At 46.7% G+C, this 22,226-nt stretch carries 23 protein-coding genes; 12 read left to right on the top strand and 11 right to left on the bottom strand.

The features are described 5' to 3' along the window. Positions 1–295: 295 nt before the first annotated feature. The 5 genes from OH458_RS09195 to OH458_RS09175 all read right to left on the bottom strand — a co-directional run bounded on the left by OH458_RS09195 (position 296) and on the right by OH458_RS09175 (position 5,348). Positions 296–1,348: a TRAP transporter substrate-binding protein gene (locus OH458_RS09195; RefSeq protein WP_269978093.1), complete on the bottom strand. Its 1,053-nt coding sequence runs from the start codon at positions 1,346–1,348 to the stop codon at positions 296–298. An 86-nt stretch (positions 1,349–1,434) separates the two neighbouring features. Next, complete coding sequence (locus OH458_RS09190) at positions 1,435–2,712, bottom strand: TRAP transporter large permease (protein WP_038135785.1); 1,278 nt, start codon at positions 2,710–2,712, stop codon at positions 1,435–1,437. Continuing rightward, complete coding sequence (locus tag OH458_RS09185) at positions 2,709–3,242, bottom strand: TRAP transporter small permease (RefSeq protein ID WP_269978092.1); 534 nt, start codon at positions 3,240–3,242, stop codon at positions 2,709–2,711. Before OH458_RS09185 ends, OH458_RS09190 begins: the two co-directional genes overlap by 4 nt. A 542-nt stretch (positions 3,243–3,784) precedes the next feature. Beyond that, positions 3,785–4,618, bottom strand: a complete 834-nt coding sequence (locus OH458_RS09180; protein ID WP_269978091.1) for an arginase — start codon at positions 4,616–4,618, stop codon at positions 3,785–3,787. A 4-nt stretch (positions 4,619–4,622) separates the two neighbouring features. Further along, entirely contained in the window at positions 4,623–5,348 is a 726-nt protein-coding gene (locus OH458_RS09175; protein WP_005473990.1) for an IclR family transcriptional regulator, read from the bottom strand. A 269-nt stretch (positions 5,349–5,617) separates the two neighbouring features. Between OH458_RS09175 and OH458_RS09170 the strand changes: the two genes are divergently transcribed. Together OH458_RS09170 and OH458_RS09165 are read left to right on the top strand one after the other, a co-directional pair. After that, positions 5,618–6,709, top strand: coding sequence for an efflux RND transporter periplasmic adaptor subunit (locus OH458_RS09170; RefSeq protein ID WP_269978090.1), 1,092 nt, complete (start codon positions 5,618–5,620; stop codon positions 6,707–6,709). 122 nt (positions 6,710–6,831) lie between these two features. After that, a complete protein-coding gene (locus OH458_RS09165) occupies positions 6,832–7,437 on the top strand; it encodes a TetR/AcrR family transcriptional regulator (protein ID WP_269978089.1) in 606 nt (201 codons plus the stop codon). A 24-nt stretch (positions 7,438–7,461) separates the two neighbouring features. On the opposite strand, the gene OH458_RS09160 is transcribed toward OH458_RS09165, so the two are convergent. From OH458_RS09160 to OH458_RS09150, 3 genes are all read right to left on the bottom strand, one after another. Beyond that, positions 7,462–8,853, bottom strand: a complete 1,392-nt coding sequence (locus OH458_RS09160) for a glycoside hydrolase family 1 protein (RefSeq protein WP_269978272.1) — start codon at positions 8,851–8,853, stop codon at positions 7,462–7,464. Between the two features lie 72 nt (positions 8,854–8,925). Further along, on the bottom strand, positions 8,926–9,231 hold the full coding sequence (locus OH458_RS09155; RefSeq protein ID WP_005473891.1) for a PTS transporter subunit EIIB: 306 nt from the start codon (positions 9,229–9,231) through the stop codon (positions 8,926–8,928). 92 nt (positions 9,232–9,323) lie between these two features. Next, entirely contained in the window at positions 9,324–10,247 is a 924-nt protein-coding gene (locus tag OH458_RS09150; protein WP_269978088.1) for a LysR family transcriptional regulator, read from the bottom strand. Between the two features lie 186 nt (positions 10,248–10,433). Here OH458_RS09150 and OH458_RS09145 point away from each other — a divergent pair, with 186 nt between their 5' ends. Further along, positions 10,434–10,859, top strand: a complete 426-nt coding sequence (locus OH458_RS09145) for a universal stress protein (RefSeq protein ID WP_269978087.1) — start codon at positions 10,434–10,436, stop codon at positions 10,857–10,859. 84 nt (positions 10,860–10,943) lie between these two features. On the opposite strand, the gene OH458_RS09140 is transcribed toward OH458_RS09145, so the two are convergent. Beyond that, entirely contained in the window at positions 10,944–11,492 is a 549-nt protein-coding gene (locus OH458_RS09140) for a carboxymuconolactone decarboxylase family protein (RefSeq protein ID WP_269978086.1), read from the bottom strand. Between the two features lie 251 nt (positions 11,493–11,743). On the opposite strand from OH458_RS09140, the gene OH458_RS09135 reads away from it, so the two are divergent. Then, positions 11,744–12,328, top strand: a complete 585-nt coding sequence (locus OH458_RS09135; RefSeq protein WP_269978085.1) for a TetR/AcrR family transcriptional regulator — start codon at positions 11,744–11,746, stop codon at positions 12,326–12,328. 74 nt (positions 12,329–12,402) lie between these two features. Here OH458_RS09135 and OH458_RS09130 read toward each other — a convergent pair whose 3' ends face one another. Together OH458_RS09130 and OH458_RS09125 are read right to left on the bottom strand one after the other, a co-directional pair. Then, entirely contained in the window at positions 12,403–13,062 is a 660-nt protein-coding gene (locus tag OH458_RS09130) for a nitroreductase family protein (protein WP_269978084.1), read from the bottom strand. Positions 13,063–13,091: 29 nt separating this feature from the next. Beyond that, positions 13,092–13,382 (bottom strand): putative quinol monooxygenase, encoded by a 291-nt coding sequence (locus OH458_RS09125; RefSeq protein WP_269978083.1) that lies wholly within the window; start codon positions 13,380–13,382, stop codon positions 13,092–13,094. 245 nt (positions 13,383–13,627) lie between these two features. Here OH458_RS09125 and OH458_RS09120 point away from each other — a divergent pair, with 245 nt between their 5' ends. The 8 genes from OH458_RS09120 to OH458_RS09085 all read left to right on the top strand — a co-directional run bounded on the left by OH458_RS09120 (position 13,628) and on the right by OH458_RS09085 (position 22,183). Then, positions 13,628–15,619 (top strand): peptidase U32 family protein, encoded by a 1,992-nt coding sequence (locus OH458_RS09120; RefSeq protein ID WP_269978082.1) that lies wholly within the window; start codon positions 13,628–13,630, stop codon positions 15,617–15,619. A gap of 105 nt (positions 15,620–15,724) precedes the next feature. Further along, positions 15,725–15,970, top strand: coding sequence for a DUF3297 family protein (locus tag OH458_RS09115; RefSeq protein WP_005473870.1), 246 nt, complete (start codon positions 15,725–15,727; stop codon positions 15,968–15,970). A gap of 148 nt (positions 15,971–16,118) precedes the next feature. Further along, positions 16,119–16,556 carry a GNAT family N-acetyltransferase gene (locus OH458_RS09110; RefSeq protein ID WP_038136152.1) on the top strand — a complete coding sequence of 146 codons (438 nt, stop codon included), beginning with the start codon at positions 16,119–16,121 and terminating at the stop codon, positions 16,554–16,556. A gap of 33 nt (positions 16,557–16,589) precedes the next feature. Further along, positions 16,590–17,090 carry a GNAT family N-acetyltransferase gene (locus OH458_RS09105; protein ID WP_269978081.1) on the top strand — a complete coding sequence of 167 codons (501 nt, stop codon included), beginning with the start codon at positions 16,590–16,592 and terminating at the stop codon, positions 17,088–17,090. Between the two features lie 15 nt (positions 17,091–17,105). After that, on the top strand, positions 17,106–17,738 hold the full coding sequence (locus OH458_RS09100; protein WP_269978080.1) for an HAD family hydrolase: 633 nt from the start codon (positions 17,106–17,108) through the stop codon (positions 17,736–17,738). Between the two features lie 83 nt (positions 17,739–17,821). Continuing rightward, entirely contained in the window at positions 17,822–18,547 is a 726-nt protein-coding gene (locus tag OH458_RS09095) for an ABC transporter ATP-binding protein (protein WP_269978079.1), read from the top strand. Beyond that, positions 18,534–21,059, top strand: a complete 2,526-nt coding sequence (locus tag OH458_RS09090) for an ABC transporter permease (protein WP_269978078.1) — start codon at positions 18,534–18,536, stop codon at positions 21,057–21,059. The genes OH458_RS09095 and OH458_RS09090 overlap by 14 nt, the downstream gene beginning before the upstream one ends. Then, positions 21,059–22,183 (top strand): lipocalin-like domain-containing protein, encoded by a 1,125-nt coding sequence (locus tag OH458_RS09085; protein WP_269978077.1) that lies wholly within the window; start codon positions 21,059–21,061, stop codon positions 22,181–22,183. The genes OH458_RS09090 and OH458_RS09085 overlap by 1 nt, the downstream gene beginning before the upstream one ends. Positions 22,184–22,226: the final 43 nt, after the last annotated feature.

Genomic DNA, 22,226 nt, shown 5'->3' with positions numbered 1-22,226 from the left:
TTAGCTCAGTGAAGAGCGGATTTGTATTTACGTGAGGGAATATCATGAAGAAAATGAGAAAAGCACAATTGCATCGCGTTCGTATTCAGTATTGGAAAGAGTCGAACAAAAACGCGAACAAAGAATCTTAATGTGCTAACCCAAAAAACTAAGCTGGCTTAATCGCCAGCTTTTGCGTTTTTAGGCTCTGTAAAAATGAGAAAGCAGAACTTCACTATCGACAGCACAACGGGATACTTATCCCTTAAAAACAAAAAAGCCCCAACGCGTGTCGGGGCAAGTGGCTGGAGAGAGCCTATTTCAAATAGGTAGATTGGTTGGCTTTATCGACTTCCTCAAGGAATAGATTGAGAAGTTCGGTACCTTTATCACCGTGTGTTTCTTTCACGTAAGCAATCACACCAGGCTGCGTTGCTTTTCGCATTGACTCACGCTGCTCAGCCGTCAACGAATTAACCTTCATACGTTTTTTCAGCCCTTCTAGACCGCGATCACTTGATGCCTCAATCAAACGAGATAGACCACGGTTAGCGCTCAATGCAATCTCGACCGCATCGGAAACAATCTTCTTCTCTTGTTCCGTTAACCCATCGTAGAAGCTTTTGTTCACCATGAAAGTGTATGGGGCAAACAAGTGATTCGTCAGGGTTAGGTATTTCTGCACTTCGTTAAACTTAGCGAAAGAGACCGTAGGTACTGGGTTCATCTGACCATCAATCACGCCTGTCTGCAGAGATGAATAGACTTCGCCCCATGAGAGCGGATACGCTTCAGCGCCCAGAGACTGAATGATTTTTTGGTGTGTTGGCAGCGTCATGGTACGAATGCGCAGACCTTTAAAATCATCGAGATCTTCAATGGCGCGCTTAGAGTTAGTCACTGAGAAGAAGCCGCCTGTATCTGGGAAGCCTAAGATTTTGACATCTTTCAGTTCTGCCTCTATGTCACCCGCTAAAGCTTTGCCAAATTTGCCATCAAGCACTTCATAGGTAGACGCGTTGTTATCAAATGCAAAAGGCACATCCAATACACCAATACGTGGGTAGTAACCGGCAAGAGGACCAACTGGCGAAAGTGTCCCTTGCAGCTGACCATCACGCACCATCTGAATGTGCTCTTTCGCCGTCCCTAACTGGTTGCTAGGAAATACTTGAACCTTAATTTCACCGTTGGTTGCCGTTTCAACAATGTTTTTAAACACCCCAGTAAACGCATGGGCAGGGTTCTCCATGATGTCAGCTTTGTTGTCATGGCCGATACGCAGAACCTTTTCTGCCATAGCAAAAGGGGCGGTAAAAAGACTGGTTGCCAGAGCAGTTGCGATCAGTGATTTGGTTAGCTTTTTCATAATAACTCCATTATGTATGAATTTTAGTTATTACCTGGCTAGGCTAATGCGATAGCCAGGATTTGTAGGGTCAGGGTGTTGCAGTGCTAGTAGCCCAGCAGTCGTGGGATAAACAGCACTATGTCAGGGAAAAATGCGATTGCGAATAACAGCAGCAGTTGGCCGATAAGGAACGGCATTAACTCTTTCGATATGCCTTCTATTTTTGCTCCAGTGACGGATGAAAGGACGAACAAGCAAGCCCCTATTGGCGGTGTCATCAATGAGATATTAAGAGCAAGAATAAAGACGATACCTGCATGCAGCGGGTCCATACCGATTTCCATCGTCAATGGCACTAAGATTGGCGCTAGAATAATCAACATCACATTGATATCCATGATCATGCCAACCGTGAGTAAAAGCGCGATGATCAGCGCTAAGATCACATGTGGGTTATCCGACAGTGAAATAAACATGTCCGCAATCATCTGTGGGATTTGATTGAAGCTCAGCCACCAGCCAAGAATCGAAGCGGAACCAATGATGAGATAGATGACCGCCGAGATTTGTGCCGTGCGAATCACCATTTGAAAGAGTGCACTTAGCGTAAGGTTCCGGTAGATAAAGGTACCAATTACCAGCGCGTAAGCCACCGCGATTGATGCCGCTTCCGTTGGCGTCACAATGCCAAACACAATCCCGCCAAGAATAATAAGTGGCATCAGCAATGCTAAGGCTGAGTTTTTAAAGTGATCCAGTACTTCAGCGAGCGTCGCTTTTTGGCTCATCTTTGGTAGGTTTTTGCGTTTACCCATTGCGCCAATGATTGCCATACATACCAGACACACCAAGATGCCCGGTAAAATACCCGTTGCAAATAAGCCGCCAATAGACACCCCCATAAGCGAGCCATAAACCACCATAAGCCCTGATGGTGGAATGGTAGGGCCGATGATTGAGCCCGCTGCCGTTACTGCGCAAGCGTAATCTTTCGAATAACCTTGTTTCTCCATAGCTGGCACTAGCGTTCGACCAAATGCCGCGGCATCCGCGGTGGCTGAACCGGTAATACCTGAGAAAAACACCGATGCCACCATGTTTGAATGCGCGAGACCACCACGAAAGTGACCAACCAGAGCTTCCGATAAATAAACCAATCGATTCGTGATGCCAGTGTGGTTCATGATCTCACCCGCTAAGATGAAAAACGGCATCGCTAAGAAAGGGAAAATATTTAAACCATTAAAGATCTTACTTGGTGCCAGCGACGCAAAGTGTGCACCACCCATATCGTACATCCCGGTGATACCAGCCACACCTAAGGCGATAGCAATCGGAGCGCCAATCAGCATTAACAATAAAAACACTACGCCGACAATCATAACTGCTCTCCTTGCACATCAAACTTTTCAGACGCTAAGTACAGCTTCAGCGCGTAGATATCTTCAAGCCAAACCAAGAAAGCTTGGAAACTGGACAGAGCAAAAGTGACGGGGATTGCCGCATAGGCATAAGCCATTGGCATAGAAAAGACCGTTGAAAGTTGATTTGCGCCCTTCTCTGCAAAGGTATAACCCAAGTAGGCGATGTAGCCAAAGAAGCTAAAAGTCAGTGCGCCAACGCCAATCTTAACCATTTGTTGGGCGACATAGGGAAAACGTTTAGTGACAAATTCTAACCCCATATGTTCTCTGCCGGCGGTACAGCATGGCACCGCCATTAAAATTGCCCATATCATGATGTAACGTGCCAGCTCTTCAACCCACACCAATTGCAGCTTGAGTACGTAGCGGTCCAACACGCCTAGCCAAACATCTAAAATCAATAAGACAGTCAAAATTCCCACTGCAAATTGATTGGCTTTATTTAGCCGATTTTTTGTTGTTGTAATGATGTTATTCGGTAATGTCATAAACCCATTGTCCTTCCTTTTTGACAGCATTCCTTGGAGGCGCTTCCGCATAAGTTTTGCTCACTAAAGTGCGGATAAATTAACCATACCGATAAGATAATTGTGGTGAAGTGTTCACGATCACAAAAACAAATTTGTGTGATAGTTTCTAACACAAGATCAACAAGGTAACTTTAAGTAATTGTTTTTAAATGGATTTGTTTTTGAGTAACTTATGGAGAGCAACTTAATTGTTAAAAAGTAACATGGCGCGAGACACGTCAGATCAAAGGGTTAGTGACAAAGGTATAATTAGTTTGGAGAAAAGTAACACGGCACAAAGAGTAAGGACTTTGTTGCGAAAAAGTGAATTTGGTCACACTCAAAAATGACGGGTAATTATGGGGAAAGGGACAAAACGGAAGACAAAAATGCGCAACAGGCTATGGCTTGAGCCCCGACAAGCAAGGCTCATTATTACTCATCAATTCATCGCTTACACTTAGCGCTGACATCGCTTAGCCTTTCCTCGCATAAGAAAATTGCGATGTTAGAAAGTAACATTAAGCTGCGCAGTTGTTCGATGGGAACATTTGGGCAAGCTCATGGAAAATGGCCTGAGTTTGTTTGGAGAACAGGTGTTTATCTTTATAGCCGACCAACTGAATTTGGCGCACCTTTCCTGAAATCAAGATTTGTCTCAACATACGGCTGACCATTTGAATATCCAATGCGCTGCCTTGCTCCAAACGAGAAACTGGGTATAGGCAAGCAAGATCAATGTTGAGTATCACCTCTTCACAATGGGTAAGATACGTCGCGATCTGCTGCTTCACTTGAAAACGATGACTAAAATTGCACTCTGGCAACGTTAACCAATCACAGCCAAGATCTTCTGCATACTCAATGGTTCGCTCGTCAATGTTGGCACTGTCGATCCCTAAACAGAACAATCGGCATTCATTATAGCGTGACAATGCAAAGTGAAAGGCCGAGCCTTGGTCAGGCTCTAGTGACGCTTTTAACTCAAACTGCCGACCAATATGAATAATGCCCAAATCTCGCTGCGAAGAATGAAGAAGAGGTAAGCTGTAGAGCAAACTCTCGCTATTGTTTGTCAGCGCAACGGGCAACGTATCAGAGCCTAAAAAACGGCTGAGGTGCAATTGGAACTGATTAGCAGACTGCTCCATGAGATTGTAGTGACCACCATTTAACCAGTGCGATTGATCCAGCGACACTAGCCAGTCAAACATCTCTTCTAAGCTCTGATCGGCTATCTCAAAGTCCACCTGTTTCATCGGCTTAATTCGTTCCGATACGGTCAACAACGCTAACCGATGTGAAGAAATACCTGTGATACTGTGTGTTTTGTTACGTCGAAATAGCCCAAACATCGCATTACCTTTCTGGGGGCAAAGCCCTTGCTGCTTGAAGAACGTGCAAAATTATCTTTTGCCGGTTTTGTTCTACCCTATGGGCAGGCGCCATGACCGAAATCGCTCCGACCAATTTTGTTCCTTTCATCACTGGTGCGCTGATCCCTGACACACCTGAGTCGATCTCCGAAGTACTGAGCGCGTATCCTTGATTGCGGATTTGCGCCAGCTCTTCTTGCCACTGCGAAATATGGTTGTATTCGCCAAAGTAACGTAAGATCTTTTCGCATCGCTGCGCAGGCATATACGCAAGCATCACCTTTGATGAGGCGCCTCGTAGCAGAGGTTGACTTTGACCCTGGACGTAGCTGCAACGAAGCGCCTGCATACTCTCTTTACGACTCACACACAGTGCTCTGTAGCCTACAGGCACCATGTACGCCGCCATTTCACCGGTCTGTTTTTGCAGCCGATTTAGCACAACATCAACCGCATCCAAATCGTGCTGGCTGGTTTCGTAACTGCGCATTAGCATCAATGCAGCCGGACCGATGATCAAGGTTTTGTCTGATGGACTCTCTTCAATCAGGTTCCACTCTTTTAACAGTTTAAGATGACGATATAAGCTACTGATTGGTGTTCCTACTTGCTCGCTGAGCTGTTTGGCTGTCACCGGCTCATCATTCACCGCCACTTGCATTAATAACTGCAGAACCTTCTCGTTTACTTGTCCACTACTCTGCTTCATAGAGTTCACGCTCTTGTTGTATCGCTAGAATTGGTTGATGATCAAATTGTATTCTTATCCTGTAGGAATTAATAAGCATTAGTCACAATAGTTTCTCATAATCCGAGAATTAACCCGTACCGCTGTTTTCTGGTCTTAACCTTGTCTCACTCTTGAACCTGCCAATAACTTTACTTAACGGTAAAGTTAAAATATTCTTGGGAGCGATAATACAATCAGCACCATTTACCAATCCAATAAGCCAGAACAATAATAATCCAGGGACAGACATGAACAAACTCGCCCTTTCTGTTGGCCTTACTTTTACTCTTGCTCCGATTCTGTTTTTTACTTGTCAGCGTTCAGAAGCTGGACCAAACGCGCAGCCCACCGCTTACGTAGTTCAGTTTCCAATCGAGCGACAAGTCACCAAGTTAACCCCACTCGATGGAGAAATTAAGCCATCGCAATTCACCCAAATCATTGCTGAGCATAGCGCGAAAATCGATACGATTTATGTTCAAGATGGCGAATACGTTGACCAAGGAGAGCCGATATTTAGCTTTGATGATGCTTTGCCCTCCCTCGCGGTTAAGGCGGCAGAGTATGAGTATCAAATGGCGACAAGAAACATCATTGAGCTCACCCGTACCGCTCATGAAAACGATCCAAGGCTCAATACCGCTGTGAAAGCCGTCGACGCAACACGAAACAATTTACTCAATGCGCAAAAGGCGCTGAAGTCGACCACGGTTTACGCGCCATTTTCGGGCAAAATGGGCCAAATTCGCTTTAATACGGGCAACCTTGTCAATGCGGGAGATCTAATTTCTGAACTGGTGGCCACTGATACGGTTGAAGTGCACTTTATGGCATCACCAGAGGTGCTCAATACCTTCCGCCAAGTCCTTAATAACGAACCCGATACGCTAAAAGCGTCGCTTCAATCAGCGGAGGGGAGCTTTATTGATGGCAAGCTCAAGTACGTCGACTCAAGCCTATCTGATCAACATGCAAAGTTATCCGCCTATGCGGTGTTTGACAATGGTAATGGCGAACACCTGATTGGCTCGAAAACGACGCTCTACCTCAATAGCCCAGAGCCAAACCCCCAGCTGTTTGTGCCAGAAATCGCGCTACATACTGAGGACGGTATCCCGACTCTCTTTGTCCTTGACGAGCAACGGATTGTGCGCCCAAAGCAAGTGACCCTTGCAACAATCAAAGAACGCTATACAGGTTATGTGCCCATCGCCGAGGGGATTGAAGCGACCGACTTTGTGTTATCGACACCTGATGCGCCGCAACTCGTTGGTAAAAAAATCGACCCTATGGTCAATATCGTCAACCAGCTTAACGAAATACTCAATCGCGCACCTTGATGCTAAAAGCAGCGAACGAGCGACTAAAAGATGAAAAAACTCTCAAAACACCGCGCCAATAGTAGAAGGAACGACAAACTATGGTAGCTTCTCAGCTTTCCCCATCCTGTACGGATAAAGGTATGGATAAACGAAGTCAACGCAGCGAACGAACCAAGCTGAGTATTATTTTAGCGGCAATTGAATGTTATAAAGAGCTTGGCGTTCAAGGCGCCTCTTTGGAGGTCATCGCCAAGCATGCAGGGACAACCAAACCAACGGTCTATTCTCACTTTGGGTCAAAGGAGAATCTCTACCAAGCGGTTGTTGAGCACATTATGGAAGAAGAGAAGCTCAATCACGCATTACCGCCGTTCGACCCCAACCTGAGTTTACGCCAACAGCTGATCGACATTTTTTCCACTCAGCTTGAGCGAGTGATGAAGTGCGAAAGACGCCGTTTGCTGGTTGCCATTACGATTGAAGCTATGTGCCAAGGTCAATGTCACTTGAATAATGTTGAGAGCATTAAAGCGTGTCCAATGGAGGCTTGGTTAGATTCTGCTATTCATCATGGTGCTCTACCGCCGCAAAACAGTTCGGAACTGGCGACCAATTTATGGGCGTTGATAAAAGGGCGAACCTTTTTCCCTGTTTTCTTGGGAATGGCACCCAATGATCTAAGCGAGCGACAACGCAACTTAGAATCTGCCATTGATTTTTTTCTGTCCTGTCAAAAAGCAAAATGAGGAGCCCATTGGCTCCTCATTCGTTTATTTGCTCAATGTCTGACCATGACTGCGGATGACGTCCTGATACCAATAGAAGCTTTTCTTGCGCTTACGTTCAAGCGTACCGCTTCCATCATCATGACGATCCACATAGATGTAGCCGTATCGTTTACTCATCTCTGCGGTCGAGTTCGCGACCAAGTCAATCGGTCCCCAGCTGGTAAAGCCCATCAAATCAACGCCATCGAGTATCGCCTCTTGAGCCTGTGCGAGGTGATCGTTTAAGTATGCGATGCGATAGTCATCAATAATCTCGCCCTCTGGTGTCACTTCATCGCGCGCGCCCAACCCGTTTTCAACAATAAACAACGGCTTTTGGTATCGGTCGTATAAAAAGTTGAGTAACACTCGCAGCCCTTTCGGGTCAATCAACCAACCCCACTGGCTTTTCTTAAGGTAAGGATTCGGCACACCTGAAACGATGTTGCCGACCTCTTTATCTTTGGGATCGGCGCTAGCACAGCCACTGGCGTAATAGCTAAACGAAATAAAATCGACACTCGCGCTGGCCAGCAGTTCGAGATCGCCGTCTTGCACATCGAGGGTAATCCCATTTTCGCGGAAGTAACGTTGCATGTACCCAGGGTACTTACCACGTGTTTGCACATCCCCGAAAAACAACCATTGATTATTTTCATGCATCGCTGCCAGAACATCATCTGGGTTACAGGTGTACGGATAATAAAGCGCCCCCAGCAACATATTGCCGATTTTGGCATCTGGGATGATTTGGTGACACAAGTTCACCGCTTTGGCATTAGCAAGCAGTTGGTGATGAATCGCTTGGTAGATCGCTTGCTCACTCGCATCTTCTTGAAGACCAACCCCCGTAAAAGGCGCGTGCAAGGACATGTTGATTTCATTGAAAGTTAGCCAAAGTTTGACCTTGTTTTTATAACGCTCAAACACCGTGTGCGCGTAACGTTCGAAAAAGGTGATGAGCTCTCGGCTCCCCCAGCCACCGTAGTTTTCCACCAATGCGTAAGGCATCTCATAGTGCGATAAGGTGACAAACGGCTGCATCCCGTGTGCGGCTAACTCATCAAACAACTTGTCGTAGTAGGCAAGACCGGCTTCATTGGGTTCTAACTCGTCACCATTTGGAAAAATGCGCGTCCACGCAATGGACAAACGTAAGCAGTTGAAACCCATCTCTTCAAACAACTGAATATCTTCTGGGTAACGATGGTAAAAGTCGATGGCGAGATCTTTAATCCCTTCGTTTCGTTCTTCCCGTGTTTGGTGAGGGCTCAAAATACCACTTGGCAACATGTCTGAGGTAGACAAGCCTTTGCCATCTTGATTGAAGGCGCCTTCGACTTGGTTGGCAGCAATCGCGCCGCCCCAAAGAAAGTGTTTTGGAAATGACATAATCTGTGCTCTTCGAATGATTGTTTGGATTAGTCTACGCCGATATTCGACGTAAAATAGGGCCAGTTTTTTAGATTACCCTTTCCTAGTTTGTAGACGCTCTTCAATAATCTGAGAGTAGCTATTCGCCTTAACCCCGTAAATGATTTGCACATGTTGCTCATCTAAGATCACAACGCCAAATGCGCCGCTGTCCGTCAGGCGTTTTTTATCAATCAGAGCGGTCTGCTTAAGTGTCAGTCGAAGGCGAGTCGCACACGCGCCAGGCTCCAAAATATTGTCAAGACCGCCAATCGCGTCGACGATCTCGGTGACTTCTTGCTCATAGTTATTGTTCGTTGAGCCTAAGCGTTTTATGGTTTGAATAATTTTACGAAACATAGCCGTGCCGTATTAAGCGAAATAAACCTCACATGTAATACAAACACTGTCGCGCTTCTCTGACTCAAAGCAAGACCTAAGCAAAAAGACGATTACGAGCGTATAATGCCCCGTTGATTCAGCAGGTCGCACACGTGTTGTGTCTTCTCGCGGAACATATCACGCAGCAAGCGCACAGTAGGTGTGATAGAGCGACGACTCGGACAGACCAACCACAACTCACTGCTTGTGGGCTGGTAGTCAGACATGATTTCCACGACATTTCCCGCCAACAAATCGTTCGACATATCCAGATAGGATTTTATCGCGATCCCTTTTCCGGCCACGCACCAGCGTCTAACTAAATCCGCATCATTTGATGCGCGGTTTCCCGACATTTTTACTTTGATCTCTTGCCCATCTTTGACAAATTCCCACTCATCTTTCAGCACATCACGTAACTGATAAAACAGCCCATTATGATGCTTTAAATCATCAGGATGTTTGGGTTCGCCATGTTTGGCTAAATACTCAGGGCTGGCACACAATACTTTTCGGATGTCACATATCTTAAACCCATAAAGGTTTGAGTCTGTCGGCGAACCATAACGCAGTGCGATATCCACGCCATCACGGTAGAGATCGACATTGCTATCACTCAAGTGCGTGCGCAACGACAACTTAGGATGCGCGTCTAAAAACTCATCCAACCAAGGGACAACAACATTGCGCCCAAGGTCTGAGGAGAGTGAAATTCGCACCTCACCATCGATCTCCCCTTGTTCTTCTCGCATATGCTGTTTCGCTTGCGACAATAGCTCCAACGCCTTTTCGCACTCTGGGATATAGCGCTCACCGGCACTTGAGAGCCTCAATTGCCGTGTTGTGCGGATAAACAGCTCGCTGCCAAGTGACGCTTCAACACGTTTCACCGCTGCACTCGCCGTTGCGGTCCTCATATCTAGCGCGGTGGCAGCTCTAGTAATACTGCGCATCTCGGCCACTTTCAGTACTACGTGCAGATCTTCAAGCAACATATTATCTATTCCTGTTTGATAATTATCGAAAGATTACACCGCCTTTGATGAAAAGCTCAAGCTGACAAAGATCAATATCAAATGAAATAGATTGAGTATTTATTCAGAGCGAGATCGAGTTAGCAATCTTTGCTCCTTGGAGCGTCTACTCTCTGTATATGTGTATTGATTAGGAAGAGGCTGGTTATGCATTACAAACATATCCTTGTCGCATTAGAGATTTCAGAAGAGAGCAACATCCTTATTGAGCGCGCTGTTTTTCTTGCTAAACAGCTTGATTCACGTATCTCCTTTATTCACATCGACGGGACGCACGGCGAAATCTACCCAGATATTGTCGACATCAAAGCGACCCCAGATCTAAGGCCACTCGATAGCCATAAAATGGAGCAACTCAAGGCATTTGAAGAGAATGCCAACTTCCCCATCAGCCAGTTTTTTATCGGAACCGGGGATTTGAGCAATAAACTGCATGGTGTGATTCAAGACAGCCGAGTGGATCTTTTAATATGCGGCCACCACCAAGACTTTTGGAGTCGCATTGTTTCTTACTCGCAGCACCTCATCAACAAATCTCCTGTGGATATACTCGTGGTTCCGATTGAATCTTGATCGAGCAAATACACGAAAAGGCCCAAACTCTTTGGGCCTTACTAAAAATATGCATTACTGATCTATGACCAGTAATCGAGTGAATCAGTTGCCCCACGCAAAAGGTTGGAACATAGGATCCAATGGCGTTTTCGCCACGTGATTTACATAGTTACTGATCACTTTCTGCGACAAACCCAGAATCACTTCTAGCACTTGCTGCTGGCCGTAACCCGCTGCATAAAACGCTTCCAGATCTGCCTGAGTAACGTTGCCTCTCGCACGGACCATGCTCAAGGTAAAGTCATGCAAGGCTTGCAGTTTGTCTGTTGGTAGCAGAGTCCCGTCTCGCAGCGCCTGCGTAATATTCTCATCCACCTTCATTGAGTTAGCGATCAATGTATGCGCAGGAACACAGTAACGGCATTCATGTTCTACGTTGATGGTTTGCCAAACAACAGTCAGTTCTTCAGCAGTAAATGAGCTGTTGGCGAAATGAGAATGAAGCTGATTGTACGCCTTAAGCGTTTCTGGTGATTCAGCCAATGTCGCAAGTAAATTCGGAACCGCGCCCATGTTTTGCTGCGCACCTTGCAAGATGGCTTTCGACTCTTCTGGTGCTGATTCAATAGTGTGGCGTTTGAACTCGTTCATTTTCTTTCCTTCCTGTCTTTGTTTTTCAGTGCTAGATACGCCCTAGCGATGGACATACGATAGATCTATTTGAACGATCGCTCAACAACTAATTTGAACAATCGTTCAAATAATTTTAAAGCCATTAAAAATCAGTAATTTATTTTTAGGTACGTAGTATCACAGGCGACAAGGATGCATGATCACCGCTTTACCGCCCCCAACAAACCACCTATAATTTGAACTGTCGTTCAACATTGAGTTTCAACAGCATGGGCAAAACCGCAAAATTCGACCGAGAGTGGGTCATCAATCAAGCCACCGATCTCTATTGGCAAAAAGGCTTTCACGCCACCTCAATGAGAAACCTGCAAGACGTGATCGACATGCGCCCAGGCAGCATTTACGCAGCATTTGGCAGCAAAGATGGGCTGTTTAAGGAAGCGTTGAACAACTACACGCAGATGGGTATTGAGAACTTGAATACCTGCCTAGAAGTCTCCTCTTCTCCACTGGATGGTCTGAAAGAGTTTGTGAAACAAGTGGTGATAAATACAAAGCATCATGCGCCCAATGGAATGTGCATGTTGGCCAAAACCATCGCAGAACTGACCGACGAACACCAAGCACTGCTAGAACAAGCACAAGCCTGTTTTCGCAAGATGGAAGAGACATTTGCCCAAGTGATTGCTCAAGCTCAGCAGCATGGTGAACTTTCACCAGAGAAGGATGCCAACAAACTTGCTCGGCATCTCCAAGTGCAAATTGCGGGGCTGCGTACCTACGCGAAAGCCAACGACGATGACACGCTGCTTGAAGAAATGATCGACGATATTTTTACTCATCACCCGTTCTAAGCGTTGAGTATTGCAAAGACGACAAAGCCTGACGCTAAGGTCAGGCTTTGTCGTCTTGTTCAGGGGTGTTGTGATTACAGCACTTCAATCACATCATCCATATGCATACGCGCTTTCGGTAGGCCATGGTTGTAGTCTTCCCCATCTTGGTGGTAGCCAATCGCCAATGCCACTTCACAGATATGCCCATCTAACTCTTGCTCAAAGATCTGGCCGATAAGCTCTGGATCGACCCCTTCCATTGGCGTTGAATCAATACCAAGGCGAGCCAAGGTGTGCAGTAAGTTACCCAATGCAATATAGACTTGTGCTTTTGTCCAAGTACCATTGAAGCCATTTTCGTCGGTATTCGCTTCTGCAAACCCGTAAGCGCCATCAAGCATCATGTGGTAACGCTCTTCCGGTAAGTGGCCTGATGTCACTTCGGCATCAACACGCTTGGCGTATTTCTCTTTAGTGAATTTTGGATCGTAAGCCATGAGAATGGTGTGTGAGGCTTCTTTCGCATGCGGTTGGTTAAACTGATGCTTATTGGCAAACGTATCGTGGAAACGCTGTTTAGCTTCATCGCTTTCCAATACGATGAATTTCCAAGGCTGCGAATTGATAGACGAAGCCGATAGACGCAAAGCCTCTTTAATCACTTGGATATCGTCAGCAGAAATGCGCTTCGTCGCATCGTATTTTTTCGCGGTGTAACGAGTGTTTAGGTCTTTAATGATTGGATGTGTCATGTTCGTGCCTCAGTATAATAGGGGTTGCGTTACGCAATATGGGTCAATTCGTTGAGATTAAATGATTCAACCGCGCCTGCTGTTGCGGCTTTGTATGCGGCAATGTGCTCACTTTGCAGATGTTTTTGCAGCAGATCGCGTGATGTCCAATTCTCTAGGAAGACAAAATGCGCTGGATTCTCATTGTCTTGGTGCAAATCGTAATCAATGCAGCCCTCTTCCAAGCGAGTTGGCTCTATCAGCTTGATAAGCTCACTTTTCACCACTTCGATTTTGTCTTGCTTAGCAATAATATTTGCCACAATTGTTAACTTACTCATCGACTTAGCCCTGATATTCATCGTCCACAACCACGTTGATTGCTTATGCTTTATGTTTGCTTGAAAGTGATATTAAGGCAGGATAAGAGCGCGATAAAGCGTCTAATTTTTGAATTATTATCAATTTATTTTTGATAATAACTTCGCTTATTGACCCAGATTAATAAAAAGTGAACTAGAGCTACATCACATTTTTGAACCCCGTAGAATGCGTGCTCATGTTCATGTTGAGTAAGAGATAACTAGTGACACGCGATCAATTTGAGTTATTAGCCCCGGGTGGCGATCTGGATTCCATCAAAGCGGCTATTGCTGCAGGTGCCGATGCCATATACTGCGGACTAGACCGCTTTAATGCCCGCAACCGAGCGACCAACCTCACCTTAGATAACTTAAATGGCGTGTTGCAGCTCGCGCATCAGCACAACTGTAAGATCTTCCTGACTCTGAACGTGTTGATTCTGGAAAGCGAAATTCCAGCCATCGTGCGTTTGCTTAGCCAATTAAACACCACCGCAATTGATGGCGTGATCGTGCAAGATCTTGGTTTGGCTTACATTCTCAAGAATCATTTTCCAGATTTAGACGTACACGCTTCCACTCAGCTCAATACCCACAATGAAGGTCAGATCCTGTTTCTTAACCAGCTAACAGCCAGCCGTGTAAACCTCTCTCGTGAACTGAACATCAATGAGATCAAGCATCTGGCTCAGTTTGGTCGTGAGCATGATGTGATGATGGAAGTGTTTGTCCATGGCTCTTACTGCATTGGTTTCTCTGGCATCTGTTACATCAGTTCAGCGCGCAACGGCGCTTCGGGCAACCGTGGGCGTTGCAGCCAGCCTTGTCGTGAACAGTACGAAACCACCAAAACAGGCAACAGTTACCCACTCAACATGAAAGACAATTCAGCATTTGGCGATTTAGAGGCGCTTGCCGATGCGGGCGTGTATTCACTAAAAGTGGAAGGTCGAATTAAGAAGTCGCACTACGTCTATACTGTGGTCGATAACTGGCGTAAGCAGATTGATCGCTTATGTGATGGTATGGAACTTTCGAGCGACACCACTGAGCTTTACACCGTTTTCAACCGTGATTTCTCCAACGCGTTTTTGCAAGGCGACTTCGGTAAAGCGATGTATATCGACAACCCTCGCGATCACGCCGTTAAACACTTCTCGAAGATCTACAAATGTGAATCCGCTGATGATGTACAAGGCGTGAAGAAAAAGCTCTACGACGACAAAACCGCAATCATTGAGAAGGTTGCAGAGAAGACGCAAAACTTTGACGTAACCTCAACGCAAGCCTCTGGCAGTAGCCTAAAGGGTGCGATTGATGTGCCGACTTTACCAACGCTGCCCGAGCCACTAGTGCGTGAAGGCGCTCCGAAGCTATCGGTATTGATTTCATCAGTAGAAGATACCGCACTATGCGAAGACAGCAATGTCGATGTGTACTTCCAGTTACCAATGGGATTGGCCGGTGAGCTGAATGCGATGACCGAGCTGTTCCAAGCAAATTCGACATTGAAGCCTTGGTTCCCAGCCATTTTAATTGGTGACGATTACCAAGCGGCACGTGCATTCTTAGAAGCCGTAAAACCAGAATTGTCGATCACCAATAACTCTGGCGTGGGCATTTTGGCTCAAGAGCTAGGATTAGGCTGGGTGGCAGGCCCGCAGATGAACACAGTCAACTCATACTCGTTCAAATGTTTACAACAAGAGTTCGCCGCGAGCGGTGCGTTTATCTCCAACGAGCTAAACATGAAGCAGATGCGCCACATTAAGCGACCACACAACATGCGCAGCTACTACAGTATTTACCACCCAAACACTCTGCTCACCAGTCGCCAATGTTTGTTCCAACAAACCGAAGGTTGCCGCAAGATTAAGGTCAACAAAGGCTGTTTGAAGCGTTGTGACAAGCGCACATCGATCATCAACCTAAAAGACAACCCGTACGTAGTGCAAAAGCAAAAAGGCAGTCATAACGCTATCTACAGCGAGTACAACGTACTCAATCTGCAAGTGCTGCAAGATTTGCCGCAGCTGTTGACTGACGTGTTGATTGACCTGCGCGATATTCAAACAGAAACCAGAGTATCGGTGAGTAAGCCAGAGTTAGTCGATGCATTTTTGCTTGCGCTAAAAGAACCAAACTCAGACCGTGCCCAAACGCTCAACGATATAATTCAACCTACGGCAAACGCACAATATTTAAAGGGGTTGTAGCAAAAGCTTTGCTCGCTTCTAATTCGCGTCATTTGATGGCTTGAACCAAGACCAAGCTATGACTACAATGGCGCACTTTTTCTACGGACTTCAAGGTCACAAAAAATGACAGATACAGCTAAACCAGCTCTACCAGATCGCCTATCAGGCAACCCACGTAGCCCATTCTTTGTAAAAGAGTGCTTCGATCACCAGATCGGTATTCGCTTTAAAGGCAAAGAGCGTACAGACGTTGAAGAGTACTGCGTAAGCGAAGGCTGGGTAAAAATTGCGTCTCCAAAAGCAAAAGACCGTTTCGGCAACCCTATGCTTATCCAACTGAAAGGCGAAGTAGAAGCGTACTACATCTAAGTCAGACTTAGCCTAATTTAACGAAAGCCACTCAGTTGAGTGGCTTTTTTGCACACGCTAAATACCGCATGTAACTGGTCAAAATTTGTCTCAAGCCGCCAATGATGGCAGTATGCACCAAAATGAATATAACTTTACGGACGAAGATATGAAGCTTACATTGAGAAAAGCGCTCCCCTCAGATTTAGATTTTCTGATAAATCTACGCCATGCAACCATGCGTGATTACCTCGAAGATGCCGGTATGCCAACCACTTACGAAGCGTATGTAGACCGAATTCAATACAAATTTGATTGCGCGCAGATCATCAACCTTGATGACACTCCGATTGGGTTGTTTAAAACCGAGTACCAAAAAGAACAAAACCTGTGGTACCTGATCCAAATTCAAATCCACCCAGGCTATCAGAACTTACAAGTTGGTAGCCAACTGATCTACTCACTGATAGAAAAAGCAAAAATAACCAATGCAGTGGTTGGTTTAAGCGTTATCAAAACCAATCCCGCTTACAAGTTGTATCAACGACTCGGTTTTGAGAAAGTAGGTGAAAACAAATTTGAGCACGAGCTAGAACTCTATCCATAGCCCAGCGCTCTAGCAGTAATGATAAGGACATCTATGCTCTCCACTCAGCACCTAATTCTCAAACCCGCAACAGAAGGTGATCTTGATATCTTCCTTGAGATTCTAGGCTCAGATGCTTTAACCAAATACCTTCCCAAAGGCAGCGCGTATACGGAAGATGAAATTAGGTTATACACGGAAAAACGCCTTGCTCATTGGCAGCATGGCTATGGCACCTACATCATTTATGAAAAAGCAGAACCTAGCATTAAGATTGGGTATGTCGGTGTAGAACAATGCGCCGATCCAAGGTTTAGTGATGTGCGCTACGCTATCCTTCCCAGTCATCAGGGCAAAGGTTATGTCTTTGAAGCCGCCAACGCCGTGATTTCAGAAACCTTCAAGACCCAACCGCTAGACAAGATTTATGGTGTCGCCTTAAAGCAAAACTTAGCCTCACTGGCGATCATCAAAAAGCTGGGAATGACGGCAGATCCCAATACCGGACTTTATGGCGAGTTTGACGATCTTTTGACTTACTCCGTCGCCCGATAATTAGAGGAGCCCGCTATGAAACATGTCATGCTAGATATTGATGGTACGCTGATTCAGTCCTACGAGCTCGATGAGCAATGTTTCGTATCCGCGGTACAAGAAGTCACAGGTATAACCCTTTCGAGCGATTGGGAGGCTTATCCCCACGCAACCGACAAAGGCATTCTGCAAACCTTTGTCGAAAGGCAGGCTCCCCACTACTCTTTCGAAACGTTAGAACGATTGGTAAAACCTGTCTTCATTCGCAATATCGCCAATACGCTAAGCAATGAGCCAGCTAAAGAAATCCCAGGTGCAAGAGATTTTGTTTCTTATCTACTGCAAAGCGACCAACACATAGTGTCAATCGCCACGGGCGGCTGGGGAGAAACCGCTAAACTCAAGTTGGAGTCTGCGGGGTTCAACCCGAATGGCTTAGTGATGGCCTCTTCTAACGATCATCACTCTCGCACTCAAATTATGCGCGTGGCGCAATCTAAGGTTGACCAAAGCGCTGAACTGCCCGTGACCTATTTTGGTGACGCGAGTTGGGATGTGAAAGCATGCAAAGAGTTGGGAATCAACTTAGTCATCGTCGGCAACCGCACTCAACATCACCAGCAAATCAATGACTTCTCATGCCTAAATAGTGTGCTACGTTATCTTTAAACTAACATCGATTGTGACTCACTTTTCTTTAAAACCAGTATAAGAGTTTTTGATCGCCACACTTGAAAGAGTCAGGAGAGGAAATGGAAAGCCCACTTGTCACACTCAAACACGCCAGTAAAAGCTTTGTTGATGGCAAAGAGACACATCACGTGTTAGAAGGCGTCGACTTTACGTTGAACACAGGAGCGAGTGTTGCGCTGACGGGCGCCAGTGGCAGCGGCAAAAGTACTTTACTCAATATCATCGCTGGCTTTGAGCCGCTTTCCGAAGGTGAGTTGTGGTTAGATGGCGATAACACGGCGGCTTGGAAAGACCCACAATGGAGCCGATTTCGACACCAAAAACTCGGTGTTATCTTCCAGCAATTCAACCTATTAACGCCACTCAACGTGCAGCAAAACATCGCCTTCCCTCTGCATTTGAATCAGCAGAAATGGAACGACTGGTGCGATTATTTGGTCGAGACTCTAGGCATCAGCCAACTGCTCGATAGACATGTTTCTGCCCTTTCCGGTGGTCAACAACAACGAGTCGCTATTGCGCGCGCCTTAGCACACAAACCTAAACTGCTACTTGCTGATGAACCCACAGGTAACCTCGACCAAAAAGCGGGGTTAGAAGTGATGAAACTACTGAGTGAAATCACCACACAAGGTAACACTGCCGTGCTGTTAGTCACCCACAGTCCTGACTGCGCTGAGTTCATGCAAACCCAATTACGCTTAAAAGATGGGCGTTTAGAAAATAGTCAGCTGCACAACAGTCACCATTTAGACAAACATGAGCTTCGCCATGAAGCAAGCTAAGCTCCCAAACACCAGATTTACTCATACTCGACTCGCACTGAGTCTGTTTGCAGCACATTATCGACAAGCGCCGCTGCAAGCCGCTGCGATTCTGGTCGGTATCGTGTTGGCTGTGACCTTGTTTGTTGCGGTTCAAGCCATCAACCTCAATGCCAAGCGCAGTTATGCGGAGTCTACCGAGCAGCTTAGCGCACAAGCTCAGAACCTAATTATTCCACCAGCAGGGCAAAACTATCTGCCCGAATCGCTCTACTTCACCCTTAGACAAAACGGGCTCAGTGCAGCACTACCTGTAATCGAAGGGCGAGTGAGAGATGAACAAGGGCGTCGCTGGTCAGTACAAGGCAGCGAGTTGATTGCCGCTATCTCTTCACGTTCTCGGTATTCTGCAAACGGAAAGTCAGCAGAAAACCAACAGAACGTCTCTTTGTTCGACAGTGCGTTACCTTTACCTGAGCTTTTGGCTGGCAAGCCAATCGTAATGATGAGCCAATCTCAACATCAAAACTTAGGAGAGGTAGAAACCCTAACTCTGGACGACACTCCAACCCAAGTGGTGGTGCTGCCTGACGAATGGCAGTTAGGTAGCCGAATGTTGATGGACATTGGTTTTGCGCAGCAACTGCTCAATAAGCAAGGACAGCTCAGTTACATTGCGGTTTTCCATTCGGGTGATAAAGGGAATAAAGACACGCAAGCAAAATGGCAGAAGCTGATTGGCGAGCAAGGGCAATGGATTTCCAATAATCAAAGTACAGACCTTGGCTCGCTGACCGACAGCTTTCACCTCAATCTCACCGCAATGAGCTTACTTGCCTTTTTAGTCGGGCTGTTCATTGCCTACAACGGCGTAAAATACAGCTTGCTGAAACGCAATCGGCTGTTAGTGCAGATTCAACAGGCGGGCGTTGCGCCGAGCATTGTGTTCTCTGCGCTGTTAGTTGAACTCACGATTCTCGTTACCATCGGCGCTTCGCTGGGTTTTGTATTGGGGATGCAACTTAGCCATTGGTTGCATCCGACCGTGGCACTGACTTTAGAGCAACTTTATGGTGCGACACTGCTGCCTGGCACTTGGCAATGGCAATGGTGGGCGCAAGCCCTGCTGCTCACATTAGCCGCAACCATATTGGCATGTTGGCAGCATTTTAAACAGCGAGTGCGCCAGCCGCTTTCCTCTCATGGCGGATTTTATCAAGCACCTGAAGCCTCTAACGAAAACCAATTGTTCTTGATAGGTGCTGCGTTGACGGCTCTCGCACTTGCAGGGTTATGGCTGAGTGAGCATCACCGCTTCACCATGGCGTGGCTCGGCGTGCTTGTAGTGTCGATTCCTTTGTATCTACCCAAAACACTCAGTGTATTAGCCAATTGGTGTGAAAAGCGCACCAGTTCTGGTTTGATGCAGTATCTGTTTGCTGAGCTGCGCGAGCTGATTTCTCCGCTTTCTCTCGCCATGATGGCACTGCTACTCGCCGTTACGGCCAATATGGGCATGAACACGCTAGTTGGCAGTTTTGAATCCACCCTAAAACAGTGGTTAGAACAAAGGTTACACGCCGATATTTACGTCAGCCCTGCCCAAGGAGAAATCGCCAATGTGGAGCGCGCGTTAGGGCAGTTCGACAAGGTTGAGGCCGTCTACAAGCAATACTACGTCGATGATAACCTGCAAGGTTTACCGATTTTACTTGGCACCAAAGACAAAGACACCTTAGAGCAAACCATGGTGTTCAAATCGCATTTGGAGAACTTCTGGCAACGCTTTTACCAAGGTGAGTTAGTTGCCATCAGTGAACCTACTGCGGTCAAACTGGATTTGTCACTGGGTAGCGAGCTCACACTTGATGCCATTCCAAATAACAACCTGCTTGTGGGGGCGGTATTTCACGATTACGGCTCACCCAACGGTGAAGTCTTATTAGCACCAAAGTTATGGCAAGAGAGTGGCTTTACCGACCTGCCAACAAGCCTTGGCATTAAAGTCTCAGGGGACCCACAAATCGTCTACGACCAACTGCGCGAGCAATTGAATCTGCATCCAAGTCAGCTCTACGATCAGGCGCAAATCAAATCCATCGCGTTGGATATTTTCTCGCAGACCTTCGCCATTACGCGCGCGCTCAACGGCGTGACCTTGATGGTCGCGGTGATTGGTTTGTTCAGCGCTTGTTTCATGTTACTCGACGCGCGCAAAGCCGCCATTGCAAGGCTGTATGCACTTGGTGTTAGTCGTCGACAATTAATGACCATGGTGGTCGGACAGATCGTCGCTTTGGTCAGCTTTACTCTGGTTATCGCCCTACCTTTAGGAGCCATGGTGGGTTATGTGCTGACAGATATCGTCACCTTGCGCGCTTTTGGTTGGAGCTTAAATTATCTGTGGAATTGGAGTGATGCCCTCAGCATTGCGGCGATCACCATCTTAGTGGCAGTGATTGCGACCTTGATTCCGCTGTGGCGATTAGTCAGCAAGCCTGTCGTGTCCAGTTTGCAAAGCGAGGTGTTGTGATGGTTCGATTGGCAAGCAAACTTACTCTACTCATAAGTAGTCTGTTCCTGCTCGGTTGTGGAGATGCCCAACAAAAACATAGGGGCACGCAAAATATGGGTATGTTGCTGGGCAGTGGAGAAACGCAAAGCGAGAGCAACCTATTCACACCTGTAGAAAAAGGGGTTGAACTCACCTTTCCGACCGATCATCAAGCGCACCCAAACTTTCGTCATGAATGGTGGTACTTAACCGCCAACTTAATCGATGAAGGCGGCAACCCACTTGGCGTTCAATGGACACAATTTCGCTTTGCTGCTGCGCCGCCAACGGACGAAGATGACGTGAAGAAAACCGAATGGCAAGCTCAACAAATCTACATGGCGCACAGCGCGGTCACGACAACGAACAAACACTACGCCGATGAAAAATGGTCACGCGATCAAGCATCTCTCGCTGGCGTCGACACTTCACCATTTCGGGTTTACCTCGATGATTGGCAATGGGCGTCTTCAAGCAACGACCTTTTCCCTGCCACGCTAAATGCCAATTCAGAGCAGTTTGGCTACTCACTCAAACTGACCAGCAGCGCACCGTACCAAAAGCAAGGCGAGCAAGGGTACAGCACCAAAAGCACCGATGGTCAGGTGGCTTCGTATTACTACAGCCAACCGTTTATTGATGTCTCCGGTGAGGTCACTATCGACGGCAAAACCCATCAAGTGTCGGGCAAAGGTTGGATAGACCGAGAGTGGAGCTCGCAATTCTTACTCGACTCACAACAAGGCTGGGACTGGTTTGCTCTAAGGTTGAGTGACGACACCAGCTTGGTGGTGTTCCAATTGCGTGATTCCAAAACCGGATCAGCCAGTTACTCCAGCGCGAGGCTGATGCAGCACGATGGTTCTGGCATCGCCATTTCTCAAAAAGACATTCAGTTAGAGGCAACCAAGCAAACAGAAATCCAAGGTCGAAAGTATCCAACCGAGTGGCAAGTGTCGATTCCTAACCAGCAAATCGAGCTTACCGTTTCTGCTCTCAACCCGAACGCGAAAATGCCGCTTTCTGTGCCTTATTGGGAAGGTCCAGTGCGTATTGAGGGCTCTCATTCGGGGACTGGCTACATGGAACTCACTGGCTATTAGTCAAAATAAAAGCCGTGCACGATATAAGTCATTCGATTAATAA

Origin of the sequence: Vibrio sp. MarTm2, assembly GCF_027587055.1 — a bacterium.
Taxonomy (GTDB): Bacteria; Pseudomonadota; Gammaproteobacteria; order Enterobacterales; family Vibrionaceae; genus Vibrio; species Vibrio sinaloensis_D.
Note: the sequence above shows the minus strand (reverse complement) of the source record. Positions and strands in the feature narration are given on the sequence as shown.

Excerpts from the sequence above, each read along its gene's own strand:
- OH458_RS09195 (WP_269978093.1), bottom strand. The coding sequence starts at position 1,348 with ATGAAAAAGCTAACCAAATCACTGATCGCAACTGCTCTGGCAACCAGT.
- OH458_RS09190 (WP_038135785.1), bottom strand. The coding sequence starts at position 2,712 with ATGATTGTCGGCGTAGTGTTTTTATTGTTAATGCTGATTGGCGCTCCG.
- OH458_RS09185 (WP_269978092.1), bottom strand. The coding sequence starts at position 3,242 with ATGACATTACCGAATAACATCATTACAACAACAAAAAATCGGCTAAAT.
- OH458_RS09180 (WP_269978091.1), bottom strand. The coding sequence starts at position 4,618 with ATGTTTGGGCTATTTCGACGTAACAAAACACACAGTATCACAGGTATT.
- OH458_RS09175 (WP_005473990.1), bottom strand. The coding sequence starts at position 5,348 with ATGAAGCAGAGTAGTGGACAAGTAAACGAGAAGGTTCTGCAGTTATTA.
- OH458_RS09170 (WP_269978090.1), top strand. The coding sequence starts at position 5,618 with ATGAACAAACTCGCCCTTTCTGTTGGCCTTACTTTTACTCTTGCTCCG.
- OH458_RS09165 (WP_269978089.1), top strand. The coding sequence starts at position 6,832 with ATGGATAAACGAAGTCAACGCAGCGAACGAACCAAGCTGAGTATTATT.
- OH458_RS09155 (WP_005473891.1), bottom strand. The coding sequence starts at position 9,231 with ATGTTTCGTAAAATTATTCAAACCATAAAACGCTTAGGCTCAACGAAC.
- OH458_RS09150 (WP_269978088.1), bottom strand. The coding sequence starts at position 10,247 with ATGTTGCTTGAAGATCTGCACGTAGTACTGAAAGTGGCCGAGATGCGC.
- OH458_RS09145 (WP_269978087.1), top strand. The coding sequence starts at position 10,434 with ATGCATTACAAACATATCCTTGTCGCATTAGAGATTTCAGAAGAGAGC.
- OH458_RS09140 (WP_269978086.1), bottom strand. The coding sequence starts at position 11,492 with ATGAACGAGTTCAAACGCCACACTATTGAATCAGCACCAGAAGAGTCG.
- OH458_RS09135 (WP_269978085.1), top strand. The coding sequence starts at position 11,744 with ATGGGCAAAACCGCAAAATTCGACCGAGAGTGGGTCATCAATCAAGCC.
- OH458_RS09130 (WP_269978084.1), bottom strand. The coding sequence starts at position 13,062 with ATGACACATCCAATCATTAAAGACCTAAACACTCGTTACACCGCGAAA.
- OH458_RS09125 (WP_269978083.1), bottom strand. The coding sequence starts at position 13,382 with ATGAGTAAGTTAACAATTGTGGCAAATATTATTGCTAAGCAAGACAAA.
- OH458_RS09115 (WP_005473870.1), top strand. The coding sequence starts at position 15,725 with ATGACAGATACAGCTAAACCAGCTCTACCAGATCGCCTATCAGGCAAC.
- OH458_RS09110 (WP_038136152.1), top strand. The coding sequence starts at position 16,119 with ATGAAGCTTACATTGAGAAAAGCGCTCCCCTCAGATTTAGATTTTCTG.
- OH458_RS09105 (WP_269978081.1), top strand. The coding sequence starts at position 16,590 with ATGCTCTCCACTCAGCACCTAATTCTCAAACCCGCAACAGAAGGTGAT.
- OH458_RS09100 (WP_269978080.1), top strand. The coding sequence starts at position 17,106 with ATGAAACATGTCATGCTAGATATTGATGGTACGCTGATTCAGTCCTAC.
- OH458_RS09095 (WP_269978079.1), top strand. The coding sequence starts at position 17,822 with ATGGAAAGCCCACTTGTCACACTCAAACACGCCAGTAAAAGCTTTGTT.
- OH458_RS09090 (WP_269978078.1), top strand. The coding sequence starts at position 18,534 with ATGAAGCAAGCTAAGCTCCCAAACACCAGATTTACTCATACTCGACTC.
- OH458_RS09085 (WP_269978077.1), top strand. The coding sequence starts at position 21,059 with ATGGTTCGATTGGCAAGCAAACTTACTCTACTCATAAGTAGTCTGTTC.